Origin of the sequence: Corallococcus sp. AB038B (genome assembly GCF_003668955.1) — a bacterium.
Lineage (GTDB): Bacteria > Myxococcota > Myxococcia > Myxococcales > Myxococcaceae > Corallococcus > Corallococcus exiguus.
The window spans coordinates 2,447,762-2,468,780 of record NZ_RAWO01000001.1 but is presented as its reverse complement, the minus strand read 5'-3'; the positions used below and the strand labels follow the sequence as shown (position 1 = coordinate 2,468,780).

Here is a 21,019-nt window from a genome sequence, read left to right as displayed (position 1 = left end):
GCCCTGTGTTTCAGGGCGCCGGGCGGTGGCCGGACAGCGTCTCCACGTAGGACGCGGCCACCCGGAGGAAGCGGCCCCCACGCACGCCGGTGAGGTACTGGCGCTTCATCGCGCGGGTGGCACCCACGTAGAACATCGCGCGGCGGATGCGTTCGTTCTCGCGCTCGTTGCGCTGGCGGGAGCCCGCCATCCACGCCTCGATGGAGTCCAGGGCCTCCAGTCCCGCGAAGAAGACGACGGGGCACTCGTGGCCCTTGCATGAGAACACCGTGGTGGCGCGCACGTGGTCCACGCCGCTCACCCGGAAGTCCGTCACGTCCCGCCCGCCCTTGCCGCCGTAGGCCTCCGCGGGCACGCCCGCCTTGCGCAGCGCGTCCGTGAACGACGCGGGCATCACCGGCGCCACCACCAGGATGTCGCTGGGGTGGACGCCCTCCTCGCGCACCAGCCGGGCAACCTCCTTGGCCACCCAGCGCGCCTCGCTGGTGCTGGAGGCGAAGTCCTTCACCTGCGGCAGCACGCCGCCGCGCTCGGTGGACTGCACGCGGTAGAGGCCTTCCAGCGTCTCCTCCGGCAGCCACAGGAGCCGCTCGCGGGCCAGCTCTCCGGCCTTCATGTACTCGCGCATGCCGGGGTCGGTGACGCGGTGCTGGCGCAACGGGTCCAGCACCACGTTGAAGGCCACGTCGAGGATGTCGCGCGTGGCGCGGAAGGTCTCCTTGAGCACGCGGGTGCGGCCGCGGAAGGACAGCCCTTCGGGGAGCTGATCCTTCAAGCTGTCGATGGGCGCCTGGCCGTAGACGTTCTGCGAGTCGTCCATGAACAGCTGGAAGCAGCGGGACTCGCGGCCGTCCTCGCCCACGCGGGGGCGCACCAGCGCGTGCAGGGCCGCCAGGCCCTTGGCGTCCATGTCCTGCGCCTCGTCCACGAAGACGGCGTCGAAGGCGTGGGGTTCCAGGCGCCGCAGCGCGCCCACGTGCTTCACCGTCACCTGCGCCCTGAGCGCACGCAACTGCTCCGGTCCCGCGCGCACGGTGAGCGCCTCCATGAGCAGCTTGTCCACGAGCGGCGTGAGCGAGCGGTTGTAGAAGGACACCAGCACCCGGGCGCGCGGGTTCTCCAACAGGTAGCGCGCGGCCCAGTGCGCCAGCACGTACGTCTTGCCGCTGCCGGCCACGCCGCGCACCAGGTGGTGGCCGTCGTCGAAGCGGCGCTCGAAGAGGGACACCTGCTCCTGCGTGAAGAGCGGTCCGGTGTCCTTGCCGCCCGCGATTTCTCCGCCCAGGCCCACGGGCACCAGTGGCGGCGGCGGTGGCGGCGGAGGACGCGGCTGGGTGGCGAGCAGCTCCAGCTTCGGCGGCGTGCCGGCGTGGACGCGCACGCGAGGGAGCAGCGACAGGAAGCGCGCGGGCACGGGCGAGGCGCGGGCCTCCGCGCGCGAGGCGAGCACCAGCAGGTATTCCTTCGCGCGGCTGGCGGCGACGTTGAGGATGGGCACCAGCGTGTGCGGAGGGAAGGGCCGTCCGCCGGCCACCGTGTCCACCATCACCACGTCGTACTGGGTGCCCTGCTGGCGGTGGATGGTGGAGGCGCTGAACATGTCGTGGCGCAGCCCCGCCGCGTTGCCCAGCTTGCGCAGGAGCGCCGCCTGCGCGCGGTAGGGCGTCACGCACAACACGGTGAGGCCTAGACGCACGGACTGGCGGGCCAGCGTCACGGCGAGCTCCGCGGACAGCTCGCGCTGGTAGCCGGAGCCCGTCTCGCCTCGGCCGTGCGTGAGGCGGCGGGTGTCGCGGCTCAGTCCGTCCAGCACCAGCCACATCGCGCGGGATGGGAAGGCGGGCACGGGCGCGGGCCTCTGGGCCCGGTCCTTCACGATGTCGCCGTCCTCCAGCGCGCCGCCGTAGCAGAAGTGGCTCACCACCTTCGCGATGTCCGGGTGCATGCGGTGCTGGGTGCGCAGGAGCAGCACGTCCGGGCGCTCCGCGTCCTTCACCGCGTCCTCCAGGTGGGACAGGGCGCTGGCGCGCAGCCACGTCTGGGTGCCCTTCCCCGCCCCTTCCGCCGCGCGGCTCACGGGGCCAATCTGCTTGGGGTCGCCCGCGAGCGTCACCTGCCGGGCCAGCGGGGCCAGCAGCGCCGTCGCCGCGCGCGTCACCATGCCGGCCTCGTCCACCACGAGCCGCTGGAAGGTCTCCTCGCCTTCCAGCTCCGACACCAGCCGCAGGGCGCGGTGCACGGTGAGCACCATGAGGGGGCTTTCGCCCTTCTCCGCCTCCTTGAGCGTGGGGTCCTTGACGCGGCCACGCAAGCTGCGCAGCTCCGCCTGCATGCGGGCGAGCTCCGGCGCGGGGCCGCCCCGGGAGCGCTCCAGCGTGAGTTCGCGCTCGCGCTGCTCGATGGTGTTGAGCAGCTTGCTCGTCTTGTTCTCCTCCATCGCCACGGTGGGCAACTTGTGGAGGGACTCGCTGGCGCCATTTCCGCCCCGGAAGATGCTGCGGGCCAGGGGGCGCAGGGGGATGGGGTCGCGCTCCAGCAGGGCGCTGACGCGCATCACCAGTTCGTCCGCGGCGCGGTTGGTGGGGGCCACCGCGAGGATGCGCTCGTTCGGATAGGCGCGCAGGGCTCGGGCGATGAGGTCCGCGACGGCGGTGGTCTTACCGGTGCCGGGAGGGCCCCAGATGCTGCCCCACGGCTGGCGCCACAGCCGGTCCACGGGGATGAGCTCCGCGTCGCGCGGGGACGGCGTGGACGGGAGGAGTTCTCCCTTCGCGCGCGCCAGGGCGTTGGTGAGGTCGGAGGTGCGGTCCTCGTAGGCCGCCGCCGCCGCGCACAGGGCCTCCGCGAAGTCATAGGGCCGGTAGCACCACCGCTCACAGGAGAGGACGCGGCGGTCCAGGTCCTCACCGGAGTCGGAGGAGGCGAAGACGCGGCCGGACTCGAAGTCCAGGTGGACGATGTTCCCGGCGAAGACCAGCTCCTCGCCCAGGAAGCCGAGCAGCGAGCCGCCGGACCAGTCCGGATCCGCGGCGGGAACGGGCACCAGCCCCAGCACGCCGGGACCGGCCAGACCCACCTCGCGTGCCTCCTGGATGCGCTGCGCGCGGTACTGGCTGCGCTCGGCCACCAGCGCGTCGCGCAGGTCCTCCGGAAGATAGACGGGGGCGACCCACTGTTCCCGGCGGCGCCCGGAGGACACGGCGGCCTGCATGGCCTCGCGCTCCGCCGGGGTGACGTCGCCGGATGCTGACACGTCGCGGGCCGGGGCCTCTTCCGGGGGACGCGTTTCGGCCGCGTCGTCTACGCGGATGAGGTTTGGCGCAGGCGGCTTCGGCGCGCTGCCCTTCGACGCTCCCGAAGCGACGTTCGCGTCGAAAGGGCCCATGCCGGGCGTCAGCTGCGCCTCGTCGTCCGGCGCAAGGGCCTTGGCGGATTGCACCGGGGAAGTGCCGGCGTCGGCCGGGCGCGGAGCACCCTCCGCGGACGCACCAGTGGCGACGGCCTCCGACTCGGCGGTGCCAGCTCCGGCCGGGCGAGGAGCATCCACCTCGGCGGCTTCACCCATTGATGCGGCATCAGCGACGGGCTCCGACTCGAAGGTGCCAGCTTTGGCCGGTCGCGAGGGCTCGCGGTTCCGCGCAGGCGCGGAGGCATCGGCCACGCCCGCGTCACCCTGTGCGGCGGGACGCGCGGGCACCGCGCGGTTAACGCGGTGGGAGGCCGGCATGGACGCCAGCGCCGCGGAGTCCAGCTCCCGGAAGGTCAGCGTCCTCGCCTTCGCGGACGCCCTGCCCTTCACCTCCGTCACCTTCGGCGCGGGCTCGGCGTCCTCCGACTCCTGCGGCGGCCACGACGCGCGGACCCGGAGCACGGGCGCGGCGTGTCCCTCCTGGACGTCGGTGTCGTACTCCACGCGGAGCACGGGCATGAGGTCATCCGGAGCACGCTCGTCCCGCGGCGCCTCCCCCTGACCCGACTCCTCGTCCGTCCTGCGCATCATACGGGGTGCTCGCGGCGAGGCCCTTCCTCACTTCGGAAGCGGCGGCGCCGGGAAGCCGGCCAAGCTAGGGGAGGCGTCGATCTGCGTCAACGCGCGCGCGGGCTCCCTCGCACGCCTGCACCACCGGTGAAGCCCTCCCCTTCACGCACGACAGCCCGGGCCGCGCACACTCGCGGACCCGGGCCGTCATTCACCGCCTTGGACCTCCGCGGGGACTACAGCAGCGGGCAGAGCAGCCCGTTGCCGGTGCCCGCCGGGCAACCCTCGCCCTGGCAGTAGTTGGGCCCCAGGCCCACGGAGAGGATGCCCAGGGGGCTGGGCACCTTCACCTTGCAGGTGCCGATGGTCGCGTTACCGGACGCGTCCGCCACCGAGTACACCATCGTGTAGACGCGGCCGTTGCCCAGCAGGCTGGACTCCGCGCGCAGCTGCGCCGACTTGCGGTCCGCGCTCAGCTTGATGTCCTGGCACTTGAAGAGGGCCAGGCTGAACAGCGCGTCCTCGGACTCATCCGACTCCACGCGGATGATGGAGGCCGACTGCTGCAGGTCCAGCGTCCCGCCGCACGTGTCCGCCGCCGGCTGCGCGCAGTCCGCCAGCGTCACCGTCTTGTAGTCCGCGCCCAGGGTGCGGGCCAGCACCAGGTTCTTGCTCGCCCCGGCCACCGGCGCCGTCGCGTCCACCACCGTCACCGTCGCGCTGCACGTGGCCGAGTCCATCCCGTCCGACACCGTGAGCGTCACCGGCGTCGTCCCCACCGGGTACTGGCCCGCCGGGCTGGCCGTGATGCTCAGCGGCTGCGGGAAGCCATCCGGATCATACGAGCCGTCGTCGATGGACGCGGACGCCCCACACGACGCGTCCGCCGCCACCGTCACGTTCTTGCAGAGCGCCACCGGCGCCTGGTTCACCAGACAGCCGCCGCCAGCCGCCAGCGTCAGCGACGCCGTGTTGTTCTCCTCGCTGTCCTCCGGGAAGAAGTCGAACGCGTCCGCGACCACGAACAGCTTCTGCGTGCCCTCCGGGATCTGCACCGCCGTCTCGAACGCGTAGCGCTCCTTGCCCACCAGCCAGGGCACGTTCACCGTCGCCAGGAGCGTGCCGCCCTCGGCCGGGTTCCCCGCGTAGATGCCCGCCACCGACGGGTCGATGCCCGTCGGCGCCTCGTTGACGATGGAGCCCGTCACCGTCGCCACCTGGCCGTCGTCACACGTCACACCGAGCCCGGACACCGCCAGGTCGATGCCCGTGTGCAGCGCGGCCCTGGACTGGCCCGGTGCCGCGCCCTCCTCCAGGGTTTCGGTACCACAGCCACTCAGCATCAGCAGGGAGGCGAAGAACGACAGAGGGCGGCGCAAGGACATGACTCTCTCCAATGAGAAGGGCGGTGCAGGGATGGGGGGAGCGGGCCTGACGCCAGACAATGACAGCCAGGCCCGTGGACAATTCTCTGCCACAAACGGATTTTTCTAGCAATACGGGCAACCTTGTACCCGGGTCCAGGTATACATAGACACCCTATTGGAGCCCCAATGACCCCGCTGTCTGTCTTTGCGAGGAGTCGAGAAACGGCGCACTCCCTGTCTGGGTTTGGACGACCTGACGGGTTGCCGGTCCCTCGGGGCACAGGAGGGCAGGCGGCCGTCGCAGTGGACAGCGCCCGCCCTGATGGGGTTGGTTGGGCCCTCCCCCGCTGTTGAGGGGAACCAAGCCCATGGCCTCCATCACTCCGCGTTACGCCCACCCGTTCCTCCCCGTCACCCGCGCCGACATGCAGGCCCGGGGGTGGGAGCAGTGCGACATCATCATCGTGAGCGGCGACGCCTACGTGGACCACCCGGCCTTCGGGCCGGTGCTCATCGCGCGCTTCCTGGAGGGGCGGGGGTTCAAGGTGGGCATCATCCCCCAGCCGGACTGGCACTCGGCGGAGCCCTTCAAGGCGCTGGGGGCGCCCCGGCTCTTCTTCGGGGTGGCGGCGGGCAACCTGGACTCGATGCTCAACCGGCTGACGGCCCAGAAGAAGAACCGCTCGGAGGACCAGTACAGCCCGGGCGGGCGCACCAACTGCCGGCCGGACCGGGCCTCCATCGTCTACGCGCAGCGCTGCCGGGAGGCCTTCCCGGACGTGCCCGTCGTGCTGGGCGGCATCGAGGCCAGCCTGCGGCGCATCGCGCACTTCGACTACTGGAGCGAGAAGGTGCGCCGCTCCATCCTCTTCGACGCCAAGGCGGACCTGCTGGTGTTCGGCATGGGCGAGCGGCCCATCTGGGAGATCGCCGACCGGCTCAACCGGGGCGAGCGCATCGAGGACCTGAAGGACATCCGGGGCACCGCGCACCTCATCAACGACGCGGCGATGAAGGCCCTGGAGGCGGACCCGGCGAAGCGCGCGGCGGACCACGACAAGGTGGTGGTGCTGCCCTCGTACGAAGAAGTGGTGGCGGACACGCGCGCCTTCGCGGTGATGAGCCGGGACTTCCAGATGGAGACCAACCCCGGCAACGCGCGCGCCATCGCGCAGCGCCACGGCAACCGCGCCATCTACATGAACCCGCCCGCCCGGCCGCTGGAGGACGGCGCCGGACAGAAGCCCGGGGACACGGCCACGGTGGCCATGGACGAGCTGTATGACCTGAAGCTCAACCGCGTGCCGCACCCCATGTACAAGGAGCCCATCCCCGCCTACGAGACGGTGAAGCACTCGGTGGTGCTGATGCGCGGGTGCTTTGGCGGCTGCACCTTCTGCTCCATCACGGAGCACGAGGGGCGCGTCATCCAGAGCCGCTCCGCGCAGAGCGTGCTGCGCGAGGTGCGCGAGGTGCGGCGCATGGGGGACTTCCGGGGGACGATTACGGACCTGGGTGGGCCCACGGCGAACATGTACAAGCTCAAGTGCAAGAGCGAGGACATCGAGAGCCGCTGCCGCAAGCTGTCCTGCGTGCACCCGGGCGTGTGCGAGAACCTCCAGACGGACCACGGGCCGCTCATCTCGCTGATGAAGCAGGTGCGTGAGGAGCCGGGCATCAAGCACGTCTTCATCGCGAGCGGCGTGCGGTACGACCTGGCGGAGCGCTCGCCGGAGTACGTGAAGGAGCTGGCGGCGCACCACGTGGGCGGCCAGCTGTCCGTGGCGCCGGAGCACGTGTCGCCGCGCGTGCTGGAGAAGATGAAGAAGCCCGGCATCGAGAGCTTCGAGCGCTTCCAGAACATGTTCGCGTGCGCCAGCGAGGACGCGGGCAAGGAGCAGTACGACATCGCCTACTTCATCAGCGGCCACCCCGGCTCCACGCTGGAGGACATGGTGATGCTGGCGCAGTGGCTGAAGGAGAAGGGCAAGCGGCCCCGCCAGGTGCAGGACTTCATCCCCACGCCCATGTCGGTGGCGACGGCCATGTATTACACGGGCCTGGACCCGCTGAAGATGGAGCCCGTGTACACGGCGAAGGGCCTGCGGGAGAAGCGGCTGCAGAAGGCGCTGCTGCTCTACTGGAACCCGGAGCACTGGCCGCTGGCGCGGGAAGCGCTGAAGCTGGCCGGGCGCGAGGACCTGATTGGACGAGGGCCGAAGGCGCTGGTGCCGCCGGAGTCCGCAGCGGAGGCCTCGCGCCTGCGCCGTGCCTCGGAGAACGCGGAAGCCGGGGAGGGCCTGGCGACGAACGCGTGGCCCCGCCCGGTGCAGCCGCGTCCGTCCGGGCCTCGGGGTGGTGGCCGCACGCCGCGTCCGGGCCCGCGCGGGCGGTAGGAGCCCCCTGGCTTTCGTTCCGGGGGGAGGCTCGGGTATAGGTGCGCCGCCTTTTACGAGCGGCCACACCGCCGGAGCCCGACACCATGCCCAGGACTTCCCAGGAGCAGTCGCAGGAGCGTCATGCGTTCCTGCTCGACCTCTTCCGCAACCAGCCCGACCTGAGCCGCCAGGACGCCCTGGAGAGCTTCAAGGACCGCTTCGGCGCCACCATCAACCTGCGCACGTTCAACGAGCTGCGCGAACAGGCGAAGAAGGAGCTGTCCTCGCAGCCCGCCGCTCCGGTCGCCGCCCCCAAGGAGGAGCAGGACGTGGAAGTGCAGGACGAGCGGGCCGAGGTGACGGCGGAGGACGCGGGGACGCTGCTGAAGGCCGCGGCGACGCCGGAGCTGCACGCGGGTGCGGTGCCGGCGAAGAAGCCGAAGGCGAAGGGCCCGGGCGCGCGCAACGTGTTCGTGGACGCGTCCGCGGAGCAGCTCCAGTTCCTGGAGCGCATCGTGCAGCAGCTCCAGGAGGCCGGTGCCGCCAACCTGCGCATCGACCACGCCACCGACCGGTGGATGGTGCTGGTGGTGGATTCCAAGTAGTGGGTTGCACCTAGACGGACAGTCAAAGCCAGACATAGGGCCCGCCTCTCCTCCACGGAGAGTGTGGGCCTTGCTGCTTCAGGGGCGGCACAAAGATATACCTAAAGCAGTAATTCAGGACTAGTTTGACATAGCCCTGAAAGACAATTATCCCTTTTGTCTGTGGATGCGCTCCCGCATTCACAGACTCAGGGGAAACCGATGACCCGTTCGATTCCTGCGCTGGCGTTGATGGTGAGTGGGTTGCTGTTCGGCTGTGGTGGGATGCCCGAAGAGGGCGAAACCCAGGAGACGCAGGCCGGCTCGGAGGGCAATGTCTCCCAGAGCACGGTGACGACCATCACCGGCACTGGCGTGAGAGTGGTGTACAACTCCGTCAGCGACTCCTTCACGGTCCATGACACCCTGGCGGATGGCCACTCTGCAGTGGCGCGCATCTACAACGGCAATACCGGGTCCACGACGTACTGCTGGAATTCCAATGGTGCGGGGACCTCCGCAGTCTGCAACCGAGACTACCCGAACAACCCCCTGCTCAGGATCTCGGCATGTACGGGCGAAGCTGGGCCCGGCACGCTCGTCGCGTGCACCGGCGCCGTACCGGTCGACGCGTTCGCTCCCGAAGCGAAGTAACGCTCCGTCAGGCCTGCGGTCCCGCCAGGGGCAGTGACACCGTGAAGGTGGCGCCGCCCCCTGGCGTCTCGGACAGGCCGACGGTGCCTCCGTGGGCCTCCACCACCTGGCGGGCAATCCACAGGCCCAGGCCCAGGCCTCCGAAGTTGCGCACGGACACCGCGCGCTCGAAGCGCTGCCAGATGCGCTCCCGGTCCTCGGGGCGCACGCCCATGCCGTGGTCCACCACCGTCAGGCGCGCGCTCGGGCCCACCTGCTCCACATGCACTTCCACCGGCTTGCCCGGCCCATACTTCAACGCATTGGACAGCAGGCCCTGCACCACCTGCTCCAGGCGCGCCCGGTCGAACCGTCCCCGCACCGGCCCCCCGACTCGCAAGGTCACCTCGCAGCCCTCGCGGCACAGCTCCTCCCGCGCCTGGGCCACCTCCTCCTTCACCAACGCGGCGAGGTCCATGTCTTCCACCTTCAGGTGCACCGGCCCCGAGGACAGCAAAGACATATCGAGCAGCGTCTCCACCACCGTCGCCAGGCGGTGCACCTGCCTCCGCGTGAACAGGAGCCGCTCTCCCAACCGGGCGTGCGCGTCCGGCCCCAGGCCCCTCTCGATGAGATCCAACTGGAGCCGGAAGCCCGCCAGCGGCGTCTTCAATTCGTGGCTCACCACCGACAGGAATTCATCCCGCGCGCGGACCGCGTCCTGCAACACCGCCTCTCGCGACGACAGCTCCGCCACCTCCCTGCGCACCCGCGCCATCTCCAACTGGGTGCGCACCCGCGCCGCCAGCTCGCGAGCGGAGAAGGGCTTCACCAGGTAGTCATCCGCGCCCGCCTCCAGGCCCTCCACCGAGGCCTCCTCGCCCGCGCGCGCTGACAAGAGGACGAAGGGGATGGCCCGCAGCCGGGGATCCGCGCGCAGCTCGCGCAGCAGGCCGAAGCCGCCCAGGCGCGGCATCATCACGTCGCTCAACACCAGGTCGGGCGGGCGCGCGCGGATGGCCTGGAGCGCGGCGTAGCCGTCCTCCGCTGTCTCCACCGTCACCGACGCGTCCAAAAGCCCCGTGATGTACTTGCGCAGGTCCGCGTTGTCGTCCACCACCAGCACCCTCGCGGACATGGGTGGCAGCAGCGGAGTGGCCCTCACGCCTTCTGACGTTCGCGACCCATCCTCCGGGCCCGTCGGCGCCAGCCATCCGCGGATCTCCTCGACATAGGCGGACGCGCTCCGCTCGACGGAGTGCGCGGGACCTCTTTCCTCGGGAACGAGCTGCTCGCGCGGCAGGTGGCCGTTGCCCAGGGGCAGCGCGACACAGAAGGTCGTGCCCTGCCCCAGCACGCTCGTCACGCCCACGGTGCCGCCGTGCAGCTTCGTCAGCTCCTGCACCAGGCTCAGGCCAATGCCGCTGCCCTCATGGCTGCGCGAGCGGGCGTTCTCCACGCGGTGGAAGCGCTCGAAGACATGCGGCAGCTCCGCCTCCGGGATGCCGCTGCCGGTGTCCCGGACCGTCAGCCGCGCCTCGCCGTCCTCGGTGTGCAGCCGGACGTGGACGCCTCCCTCGAAGGTGAACTTCATCGCGTTGGAGAGCAGGTTGAAGACAATCTTCTCCCACATCTCGCGGTCCACCCAGACGGGCTCTGTCAGCGGCGGCAGGTCGAGCGTGAGGGTGAGCTGGGCGCGCTTCGCGATGGACTCGAACTGGCTCACCAGCTCCGCGGTGAAGGCGGACAGGTCCGTGGGCTGGAAGGCCGCGCGCACGCGTCCGGCCTCCGCTCGGGTGAAGTCGAGCAGCGTGTTGACCAGCTTGAGCAGCCGGGTGGCATTGCGCTGCACCAGGGACAGCCGCTCCGCCAGACGCGGGGCCAGCGGCTCCGTCGGATCCGACAGCGCGTCCTCCACGGGCCCGAGCATCAGCGTCAGGGGCGTGCGGAACTCGTGGCTCACGTTGCTGAAGAAGGCCGTCTTGGCCCGGTCCAGCGCCGCGAGCCGCTCCATCCGCTCCACGGCCTCCTGCCGCGAACGCGCGCTGGAGGCGGCCGTGGCCAGCGACCCCGCCACCAGCTCGAGGAAGCCCCGGTACTCCCCCTCGGGGTTCAGGAAGGGGCTCAGGCCCACCACCAGAAAGCCCAGGTCGCGGTCCCCTTCCGCATGCGGCAGCGGCAGCACCAGGGCGGGCCGGGGCGGCTCCGCGACCTCCGACGGCAGCGGTGCGCCAAGCCACCCATTCACGTCGCCCACCCGCCAGGCCTGGCGCGTGCCCGCCACCGGAGCCAGGAGCCCTCCGGCGGGCCCTCCAGCCTCCGGCGCGCGCAGGTCGAAGTGCGCGGGCACCGCCGCGCTCCGGGCACCCATGCCGGTGGAGCCCACGAGCGAGGCCCGTGCCCCGTCCGCGTCCGTGACGTAGAGCCACGTGAAGGGCAGGTCGGCGGGGTTCTCCTCCAGGGCGTCCAGGCCGGCCCGGCACGCCTCCTCCACGGAGCTCGCGCCGCCTGTGCGCTGGGTGAGGAGGTGCAGCGTGCGCAAACGCCGCTGCCCCAGGACCTGCCCCGTCGTCTCCAGGGCCGGCGTGTAGAAGCCCACCACCTTGCCGTCGTCATCCAGCACCGGGGTATAGGACCAGGTGAAGTAGGCCTCCTCGGCGGAGCCACCCCGCTGGATGGGCAGCGACTGGCTCTCCGCCCAGTTCGCCTGCTTCGTGCGCTCCAGCTCGTCGAACATGCTGCCAAGCGGGTGCCACAGCTCCGGGAAGACGTCGCGCAGCGGCCCCAGGGCATGGTCTGGATGCTTGGCGCCCATGATGGGAATGCCCGCGTCGTTATAGAGCTGCACGCGCTCCGGTCCCCAGTAGATGAACATGGGGAAACGCGTCGTCAGGCACATGCTCACCAGGGTGCGCAGCGTCGGCGGCCATGACGCGATGGGCCCCAGCGGCGTCCCGGACCAGTCCCGCTCCAGGATGAGCCGCCCCATCACGCTGCCGCCACGCAACGACTCCAGCCAGCCCTCGGGACGCGGCGCGGCCCCCGCGGCTCCGGCCGGCTGCGGCGCGCTCTGTTCGTTCTTCGGACGGCTCAGGGGGAGGCTCGAAGGGTGCGGGACGCGTGGACGAGGGGACCTGATGTGGACGTAGCCAGCCGGTCTCCCCACTTCAACGCCGGAGTCCGCCAGACGGCCCTTTCCGTCGCCTACCAAGCAGGGCCTCTCAGCCGAGGGGCCTCGAACCTGCCCACCCCTTCTCCATGGGGGCAGGCGGGCCGCCGCTGGTGGACTCCCCGGACGCAGTGTCCGGGAGCAGGGGCCCCGCCGTTTTCAGACGGGCAATCCCCGCGCGGTCTGGGTGAGATGGCGGGATGACGCGAATTCCCTTCGGCCTCGTCCTCGCGCTGTCCCTGGGTTGCGCCAGCAGGCAGCAGCCGTCCCCTCCTCCCGCGCGGGAGTGGGCCACGACGCTGTACCGGGACCACCCGCTGGTGGGGCGCATCTGGGACGTGGCGGGAGGCCGCTTCGTGGACGAGAGCGCCCTGCGCGCGGCCGTGGTGCCCGCGCGCTTCGTGCTCCTGGGCGAACGGCACGACCACCCGGATCATCACCGGCTCCAGGCGGAGCTGGTGCGCGCGAGGACGGACGCCGGTCAGCGTCCCGCGCTCGCCTTCGAGATGCTGGACGTCACCCAGCAGCCCGCCGTGGACGCGGCGCTGAAGGCCTGGCCGGAGGACGCGGAGGGCCTGGCGAAGGCGGTGGACTGGGCCAAGAGCGGCTGGCCCGCCTTCAGCCTCTACGCGCCAGTGTTCGCCGCGGGCCTCCAGGCGCACCTGCCCATCGTCGCAGCCAACCTGCCCCGCGCGCAGGTGCGGGAGCTGGTGATGAAGGGACCGGAGGCTCTTCCTTCCGACCTGCGCTCGCGTCTGGGGCTGGAGGCGCCTGTGCCCGAAGCGGAGGCGAAGGCGGTGCGTGAGGAGTTGGACCGCTCGCACTGCGGACAGCTTCCTCAGGAGATGCTGGAGCCCATGGCGCTGGCGCAGCGGGCGCGCGACGCGATGATGGCGGACCGGCTGCTGGAGACCGTGCCCGCGGACGGCGCGGTCCTCGTCACCGGCAACGGCCACGTCCGGAACGACCGGGGCGTCCCCGCGCACCTGGAGCGCCGCGTGAAGGACGTCACCGTGCTGAGCGTGGCGCTGCTGGAGGTGTCACCGGAGGCGCTGAATCCCCAGGACTACGCGGCTGTCGTTGGCGCCACCACCCTGCCCTACGACTACGTGTGGTTCACGCCGGCCATGCCGGAGGACGACCCGTGCAAGGCCTTGAGGGAACGAAACAAGAAGCAATAAGTCGCACGCATCTCAGGTTCTCATGTCCTGGGATTGCCACACGGGATGCGTAGCAATGTCAGCCCCCATTGCTATGGAAATGTGCAGCACCGGCCGGTGCGCGGCGTCGCCGCGTCTCATGGCCTGCCACAACATCCTGGAGACACATCATGTTCAAGAAGAAGACTGCCATTGCCCTGGGTCTGGCCATGCTCGCGGGAAGCAGCACCGCGTGGGCCGGGAAGACGGGCTCGTATTATCCCGTCGTCATCAACTCCACGGCCAACGTCATCGCGGGGAGCTTCGGGAGCGTCCGCAACAGTCCGGACACCGTCCAATCCCTCGACATCGGCTTCCAGGTCGGCAACGGGTTCTACTACGCCTATATCTATGCGTATGACGCCACCGGGACGATGGCGTCCTGCACGACCTACAACCGGGACATGATCGAGGTCATCAAGTCCGCTTCGCCGGACTCCTACATCATGGCGTACCACGACGGCGCGGGCACCTGTACCAACATCGAGATGCGGACCGCCTCCTACCTGGACCCCAAGTAGCCCCAGGGAGAACGGACCATGACGATGGCATCCAGGGGTTTGTTCCTGGCGGCGCTCGTGGCGTCCGCGGGCGCCGGCTTCGGCATGGCCCGTTGGACCGAGCCCGCCGGGGCCGCCACGGACGCGGAGCTCCCGCGACGGTTGGAGGGAGTGGAGCGGGAGCTGCGCGCATTGAGACAAGGACTGGAGGGCCTCTCCCGCCCGGCGCCGGTGGCCGTCGCGGGGCTGGACGCGAGGGCCCTCCAGGAGGACCTGCGCCGGGTGGTGCGCGAGGAGCTCCAGACCGCGACGGCCGAGGCCCGGGCGGAGTCTCCTCCGGACAGGCCAGAGCCCGCGCCGCCCATCCCTTCCGGAAATCTGGAGGCCTATGCGAAGGCCCGCCGCGTCCTGGAGGGCAGCATCGCCTCGGGACATTGGGGCGACCCGGAGCGTGGTGAATTCATGGCCCAGCGCGAGAAGCTGACCCCACCCCAGCTTCGTGAGCTGCTCACGAAGCTGTCGGTGGCCATCAACCGTCAGCAACTGCGCATCACCACCAGCGGCCCCCCGTTCTGAATCCATCCCGAACGCAATGGATGCGACGGCAATAACAGTCCCGTCGCAATGTCGAATTGAACTGTCAATTCCAGACATCCTCACGTAATCAGTAGCGCATCCGGGTTCCCCGGATCGGCTGTCTTCCCCCCCCTGACAGCCTGAACCACCATCCAAGAGAATGACAATGACGACTCGAAGCCTCGGGTTTCGTGCGTGGCGTTGGAGCGCGGTGCTTTCTTTGGCGCTGACGGGCTGTGCCGTGGAGCCTCAGCCTCAGGAGCAAGCCCCCAATCAGGAAGAGGAGGCAAAGGTCCTGGAAGCGCAGGCGCATGAGCTCACCCCACCCGCGGGGTGTAGTGAGATCACCATGGGTGCGCTGTCGAACGGCGTTCAGCTGACGCCGGTGATGTACGGCGCTCAGCCGACCTATCAGGGCACGTTCAACGGCCTGGGAGATCCGACGCTGAAGGACACCGCGTTCGTCCGGCTGGACGTGAACACGGCGACGGGCGTGCATGACCTGGCGGCCGGCGGCGCCAACACCTTCACCTGCGAGCAGTGCGTCTGGGGCTACCAGGACGCGGGCACGACGGGCCAGAAGCTGTTCGTGGCGGACACCGGCGCCCTGCTGCTGGCGCTCAAGGTGTCGCCGCAGCAGTCGGTGGGCGTGCTCTACAACGTGACGCTGCGTGAGTCGGTGAACGCGGCGCCGCTCAGCGCGCCCTACAAGGGCAGCGCGGTGGTCCCGGGTGGCGAGTGCAAGTGGATCCGCTTCGCGACCTGGAACACCCTGCGTCCCATGGGCTGCGACCCGCGCGAGGGCTCGTGGACGGCGAACGTGCCGGGTCACACCTGCGTGGCGGACAACTACTTCGCGGATGACGGCACGCTGGAGAAGTCGCAGGGCACGGGCACTCAGGGAGCGGCCTGCACGCGCACGCCCGCGGCGGATGCCAACCACCCGGCGACGACGGACTGCGCGCAGGGCTTCGCGTGCTCCGACCTGTTCACGGATGACCGGCAGTGCCTGAAGACGTGCGACCCGATGGCGGCGGTCCCCGGCTGCCCCACGGGTACGGTCTGCGGCGTCTATGGCACGTGCATCGAGCAGTCGGTCCTGGAGCCGCTCGGCTTCGACTTCGACCCCGCCCTGATTGGTGAGACGTGCACCAAGACCTACGCCGAGTTCTGCGGCACGGAAGGGGCGCGGGGCGCGTGCGTCAGCCTGAACGGGACGACGAAGTGCCAGCCGTACACCCGCGCCCGGTCGGAGTGCGGTCCGGGCGAGGAGCTGGGCTTCATCAACTACCCGCTTTCCGGTGGCGGCTACGACCGCACCACCGGCTGGTGCTACCACGACGGTCTGTAGGCCCGGCGTGGGGGCAGCCCGGCCGTGGAGGCCATGGCCGGGCTCCCTGAAGTGACAGTGTCTCCAGGGACGGCACTCCGAGTGGAGGCGGTCCGGTATGCTGACGCACATGCTCTGTCCTGCCTGTACGGAACCGCGTGCGCCAGACTCCGGGCCCCTGTGCCCGGAGTGCGGTGCCGCCCTCGTGCCCGCCGCCGGGCGGCACCTGGATGACTTCGTGCTGGCGCGGATGCGACGGCGCATCGAGCACTGGCGCTTCGACGGCTTGGTGGATCCAGCCACGGCGGACCGGCTGGAGTCCTCGCTCGCGGCGCCTGCTGAAGCGGTCGCGAGCGTTCCGGAGGTGCCCGCGCTGGAGGCCGTGGAGGTTTCGGTGGAACCGGCGCTCGACTCCGCGGCGCGCGTGGAGGCCTGGGCGGATGACGTGGCCGGTTCGCTGCGTCGCGCGGGCGGGTGGCGTCCGGGGTGGTTGGCCGCGATCGCGAACTCGCTGGATGAGACGGCGCGGGCGGAGCGGGAACAGGCGGCGCGGCGGCGGGTGGTGGTGCAGGACGTCGGAGAGTCCTCCCGCGTGGAGGACCTGGGTGAGGATGCTGCCCGGGCCGAGCGCGAACGGGCGGCACGGCGGGTGGTGGCGCTGGATGACGGCGAGTCCTCCAGCGAGGAGGACATGGGTTCGGCGTTGGGGTCGGGTCAGGCGTTGTTCGGCCGGGGGCACCTGGACTCACTGGGAGGCAGTGGGCTGGAGGCGGTCATCGCGCTCGATGAGGGCGACAACCCTCCCCGCCTCAACGAGTACATCTGGTGGTTCCTCGGCGCGGTGCTCGTGCTGGGCGGCTCGCTCATGGGCGTCCGCGAGGCGTGGCGGGCGCTGGGTGGGGTGCCCCGGCAGCTCATCGTCACGGGCGCGCTGCTGGGCTACCACGCGGCCTTCATCGGGCTGGGCACGTTCCTGGCGCGGCGCTCCCGGTCCGCGGGGCGAGTGCTCGCGGGCATCGGGCTTGCCTTGCTGCCGGTGGTGTTCATCGCGCTGTCGGCCCTGGTGGCGCTGAATCCCACGGTGGGCGTTCCCGCCGCGTTCGGTGTCGCCGCCATCGCGCTCCTGCCGCTGCGGGCCGCGGGACGGCTGTGGCGCGGGGCTTCCGCCACGTCCTTCGCGGTGGCGCTGTTCCCGTCGCTTCTGGCGGGGCTCCCGCTGATGGGTTGGGGCGACGCTCCCTGGCTGCGTACGCTGTGCGCGTTCGCGGGCGTGGTGGCGCTGGGGGCTTCGGTGTGGCGGGCGCGGGCGGGCACGGTTTCGTTCGCAGGGGTCGGCGCCGCGCTGTACGGCGCGCTCTGGCTGGCGGTCTTCTCCGTGGCGAGCGGCCCCTCCGGATTCGATGCGCTGGAGCCGGGAGCGCCCCTGTTCGCCGGGCTCGTGCTGTGGGCGGTGGCGATGGGCGCGGTGGTGGCGGCGGGAGCGTCCTCGGAGACCGTCCGGGCGGCGCATCCCCGCGCGGCTCCGGTGTTCGAGACGCTGGCGCACGCGGTGGTCGCCAGCGGCGCGCTCGCGGGGGCGCTCGGCGCCTTCTCGGTCTTCCCGGGCGAGGACACCTGGGTGGATACGGCATCCGTCTGCGCGCCCGTGCTGGCCGCGCTCATCTTCTTCCTGTTGGAGTTCCGCCGGCGGGCCCTGGTGCATCCGGCCGTCATGGCGGCGCTGCTCGCGGGGGCGTTGGTCGCGCGCGTGCAGGCGCCTGATGTTCCGGCGTGGTGGTGCTTCGGCGTCGCGGCGGTGGCGGCCGGGTTGATTCTCCTGGCGCGCGTGACGTTCTCCGCCGTCGTGCGCAACCGGATGCTCGCGTGGGGTGTCTTCGTCTCGCTGGCGACGATGCCCGCGTTCTCCGTGCTGACATGGATGCAGGGGACAAGCGCGCCCTGGCCGCAGGCGTACACGGGAGCGGTCATCGCGTTCGCGGCCCACTTCGCGGGGCGGTGGCGGTGGCGGGGTCTCCACTACCTGGGCGGTGTCGCGTTGCTCTTCGGGGCGCGCTCGGCCGTGGACGGGACTCCGTGGCTCGCGTCCAGCGCGGCGGACCTGGGCGTCTTCGCGCTCGCGGCGGTGCTCTATGGCCTGGCTGGGCTCGCGCAGTCCGCGTGGCTGGATCGTCAGAGTCTGCGTGACGCGTTCCGGCCCCTGGAGGACCTGTCGCTGGTCATCGCCGCGCTCGGGGTGGCTCGGGCGTTGGGGGTCGCGCCCGTGTTGCCGGACGTGCTCGCGGGTGTCGCGGGGCCTTTCTCGACGGTGCTTGCCTGCGTGCCCACGGCGGTGGCCACGGTGGTACTGCTGCTTCGCGTCCGGCGCGATGGCAGCCGGCTCGTCAGCTTCCTGGCGGCCATGGGGCTCGCTCTCACGGTGTCGCAGGGACTGGGCACGGTCTCCGACTTCACTTCGGCACGGGCCGCGCTCGTGGCGGCGGGCCTGGGCTTCGGCTTCGCGCTGTTCGCGATGCTTCGCGGCCAGGGTCTCGACAAGGTGAAGGGCCGGCGGCTGCTGGACGTCTTCCCCCTGCCTTTCGGTGCGCGGGGACAGCCACTGTTCACGGATGGCTTCGCGGGCGCGGCGCTCGTGCAGGCCGTGCTCGCGGTCATCACGCTCGTCAACTGGGTCGCCCTGCCGGACAGCGCCGAGCGTCCAGTGGCCCTGCTCGCAGGCGTACTGCTCACGGCGGGCGCGCTCCTGGCGTTCGTGTCGCGTGGCTTCGTGGCGTTCCAGCTGCGGGGTTCGGTGGTGACGCTCGCCTTGAGCGGTGGGTTCATCGCGCTCACCGGGGCGGTCAATCGCGCGGGCCGGCCGCTTCCGCCCGACGTGTCCGCCTGGAGATTGCCTCTCATCGGCATCGCGCTGTGGTTCCTGGCGCTGGGCCTGCGGCGCGTGGGGCCGTGGGTGGCCCAGCGTCTGGAGAGACCCAGGCACGGGCCGCTGTACCACGCGGTGCCGCACCTGGGCGTGGCCGTGCTGGCCGTGCTGCTCTTGAAGTCCTCGCTCGTCGTGGGCCTGTCGGCTCCGTCACGCGCGCTGGGCCTGGTGCCGCCGCTCCTGGTGCTGGGGCCGGCGCTGCTCACGGTCCTGCTCGCGGCCTCGTTCCGCTCGCAGCTCCTGGCGCATTGTGGACTCCTGCTGGGGATTTCCGGCGCCGCGCTCTGGGCCGCGCAACTGTCGCTGCTTGGAAGTCCGCTGGTGGCTCTGCTGCCTCCCGACGGGCAGTGGATCCGCGCCACGGCGGTGGACAGCATCAGCCCGTCACTGGACTGGCTGCACCCTGCGGCCTGGATGCCTCCGGGCAGCAGCGAGTTCCTCCTGTGGCAGCAGGCGTTCGCCGGCATCGCCGCGGCGGGGCTCGTCTACGCGGTGTTCGCGGTCGCGGTGGCCCGGATGGACGCGGCCCGTGCGTTCTTCCGCCGGCTGATGTCCCTGCGCACCGATGACACCTCGGGGCCCTTCCTCCCGGCCCTGCGCCGGGAGACCCTCTCGGCCGTGGGGCTCGTGGTGGCGGCGGCCTTCTTCCAGCCCGGCCTGGTCTCGGCGCAGCTCGTCCTCGCCATCGGGGCCGTGCTCTTCGTGGGCGGTGCGCGCGGGCCGGGGCGCAGCGTGCTGGGGGTGGGCCTGCTGCTGCTCGTGCATGCCCGTGCCCATCTGGCGCCGAACATCGAAACGTGGCCGGGGCCGACGCTCGCGATGCTGGGGCTCGCGGTGGTGGTCGTGGCTCCGTGGCTCGCGAAGCGGCGGGGGTACGACGTGGGCCGCACGCGGCTGCGCGCCCATCTGGCCGTGATGCCCTGCTTCACCGTGGCGATGCTGTACGCGCTGGCCGTGACAGGGGACACGTCCCCGACGATGGCCGTCCCCGTCCTCGTGTGGCGGATGCTCGGTGGGCTGGGCGGAACGTGGATGGTTTCCGCCGCACTCCCCCTGACGCTGGGGCTCCTCGCGGCGACGCTGCTCGTGGCGGGCTTCCAGTGGCGCGGGGCGCTCGCCGGGTTCATCGCGGGGCTCGGGACGATGGTCGCCGGAGGCGCCGTCGTCTCGATGGGGATGGTGCTCCTCGCGTGGAGCCCCGACCCGGAGAGACCGACGTACCTGGAGCTCTTCACCAAGGCCGGCGCCACGCTGGCGCTGGCCGCCGCGGGGAGCGCGCTGGCCCTCCACGTCGCTCGACGCGTGACGGCCCGCCGCCGGAGCGACGTCGCGGGAGGCATGGGCTGGGGCCGCGACCTGTGGCTGCTGGGAAGCGCGGCGCTGCTCGCGGCCGTCGCCGTGGGAGGCCAGGCCTCCGAGGATGTGCTGCCCGTGGCGCTGGCGGCCATCGGGCTGGCCGTGGGCGTGTCCCTACACGCCGCGTGGCGCGAGCACACGGGCCGCCATGTCTACTTCGTGCAGATGGCGGTGGTGGGCGTCTACGCGCTGGTGCGTGGGCTGTACGCGCAGGGCCTCCGCCCCGAACATGACGCCCTCTTCGCGCTGTCGCTGGGCTTCGTCCTCGTCGGTGTGACGGTGTTGGCGCGCAGGGCGGGCGTGCGTCCCGTGGAGCAGGCGACGCGGCGGTTCGCGGCGCTCCTGCCCATCGCGGTGGCGCTCATCCTCCCCAGCGACGCGACGGGCGACGCCGCCCTGCTCGCCGGAGGCTCCGGCCTGCTGTACGCGGCGCTGGGCGCGGTGGAGCGCAGTCGGATGTTCGGCGCGTTCGCCGCGGCGGCCTGCAACCTGGCGCTGCTCATCGCCGCGCTCGCGTTCGGCCTGGAGGGGCTGGAGATCTACCTGGCGCCGCTCGGGCTGCTGCTCCTGATGATGGGACAGCTCTTCACGTCCAGCCTCCCGCACGCGGCGCGCAACGCGGTGCGCATCCTGGGCGGACTGCTGCTCTATGTGCCCGCGGCGGCGAAGCTGACGGCCAGCATGGGCCAGTCCGAGGATGGCACGTATGCGATTGTCTTCGGCGCTGTCTGTCTTCTGGGTGTGGCCGTGGGCATGGCCCTGCGCATCCGCGCCTATCTGGCGCTGGGGACGTTGTTCCTGCTCCTGGACGTGGTGGCCAACCTGCTCGACGCGGGCTTGCGGGACCACCGCATCGGCTTCCTGGTGATGACGCTCACGGGCCTCACCATCGTCACCGGGCGCGTGATGGCAACCTTGAAGCGCCAGGAGTGGGACCTGCTGCTGCGGCGCGTGCGTGTCCAGCTGCGGGGCTGGGACTGACGGCGCCGTGCGGGGGGCGGACGGATTCCGTGCATCGATTTATGACC

Annotated in this window: 11 protein-coding genes; 8 read left to right on the top strand and 3 right to left on the bottom strand. The window is 71.0% G+C overall.

Features of this window, described 5'->3' with window-relative positions; all coding sequences use genetic code 11:
* Positions 1–10: 10 nt before the first annotated feature.
* Positions 11–4,000 (bottom strand): AAA family ATPase, encoded by a 3,990-nt coding sequence (locus tag D7Y04_RS10250; protein WP_121759085.1) that lies wholly within the window; start codon positions 3,998–4,000, stop codon positions 11–13.
* A gap of 215 nt (positions 4,001–4,215) precedes the next feature.
* Positions 4,216–5,364 carry a hypothetical protein gene (locus D7Y04_RS10245; protein WP_121759084.1) on the bottom strand — a complete coding sequence of 383 codons (1,149 nt, stop codon included), beginning with the start codon at positions 5,362–5,364 and terminating at the stop codon, positions 4,216–4,218.
* A 350-nt stretch (positions 5,365–5,714) separates the two neighbouring features.
* Here D7Y04_RS10245 and D7Y04_RS10240 point away from each other — a divergent pair, with 350 nt between their 5' ends.
* From D7Y04_RS10240 to D7Y04_RS10230, 3 genes are all read left to right on the top strand, one after another.
* Positions 5,715–7,742 carry a YgiQ family radical SAM protein gene (locus D7Y04_RS10240; protein WP_120595636.1) on the top strand — a complete coding sequence of 676 codons (2,028 nt, stop codon included), beginning with the start codon at positions 5,715–5,717 and terminating at the stop codon, positions 7,740–7,742.
* Between the two features lie 86 nt (positions 7,743–7,828).
* Positions 7,829–8,329, top strand: coding sequence for a hypothetical protein (locus D7Y04_RS10235; RefSeq protein ID WP_120577814.1), 501 nt, complete (start codon positions 7,829–7,831; stop codon positions 8,327–8,329).
* A gap of 201 nt (positions 8,330–8,530) precedes the next feature.
* Entirely contained in the window at positions 8,531–8,962 is a 432-nt protein-coding gene (locus D7Y04_RS10230) for a hypothetical protein (RefSeq protein ID WP_147454533.1), read from the top strand.
* A gap of 7 nt (positions 8,963–8,969) precedes the next feature.
* On the opposite strand, the gene D7Y04_RS10225 is transcribed toward D7Y04_RS10230, so the two are convergent.
* Positions 8,970–11,930 (bottom strand): ATP-binding protein, encoded by a 2,961-nt coding sequence (locus tag D7Y04_RS10225; protein ID WP_121759082.1) that lies wholly within the window; start codon positions 11,928–11,930, stop codon positions 8,970–8,972.
* 380 nt (positions 11,931–12,310) lie between these two features.
* Here D7Y04_RS10225 and D7Y04_RS10220 point away from each other — a divergent pair, with 380 nt between their 5' ends.
* The 5 genes from D7Y04_RS10220 (at position 12,311) to D7Y04_RS10200 (ending at position 20,972) form a co-directional block, all read left to right on the top strand.
* Positions 12,311–13,291 carry a ChaN family lipoprotein gene (locus D7Y04_RS10220; RefSeq protein ID WP_120595640.1) on the top strand — a complete coding sequence of 327 codons (981 nt, stop codon included), beginning with the start codon at positions 12,311–12,313 and terminating at the stop codon, positions 13,289–13,291.
* Between the two features lie 149 nt (positions 13,292–13,440).
* Positions 13,441–13,830, top strand: a complete 390-nt coding sequence (locus tag D7Y04_RS10215; RefSeq protein ID WP_120595641.1) for a hypothetical protein — start codon at positions 13,441–13,443, stop codon at positions 13,828–13,830.
* 18 nt (positions 13,831–13,848) lie between these two features.
* Positions 13,849–14,385, top strand: a complete 537-nt coding sequence (locus tag D7Y04_RS10210; RefSeq protein ID WP_147454534.1) for a hypothetical protein — start codon at positions 13,849–13,851, stop codon at positions 14,383–14,385.
* Between the two features lie 349 nt (positions 14,386–14,734).
* Entirely contained in the window at positions 14,735–15,736 is a 1,002-nt protein-coding gene (locus D7Y04_RS10205; protein WP_233601342.1) for a hypothetical protein, read from the top strand.
* 184 nt (positions 15,737–15,920) lie between these two features.
* Positions 15,921–20,972 carry a hypothetical protein gene (locus D7Y04_RS10200; RefSeq protein ID WP_233601341.1) on the top strand — a complete coding sequence of 1,684 codons (5,052 nt, stop codon included), beginning with the start codon at positions 15,921–15,923 and terminating at the stop codon, positions 20,970–20,972.
* Positions 20,973–21,019: the final 47 nt, after the last annotated feature.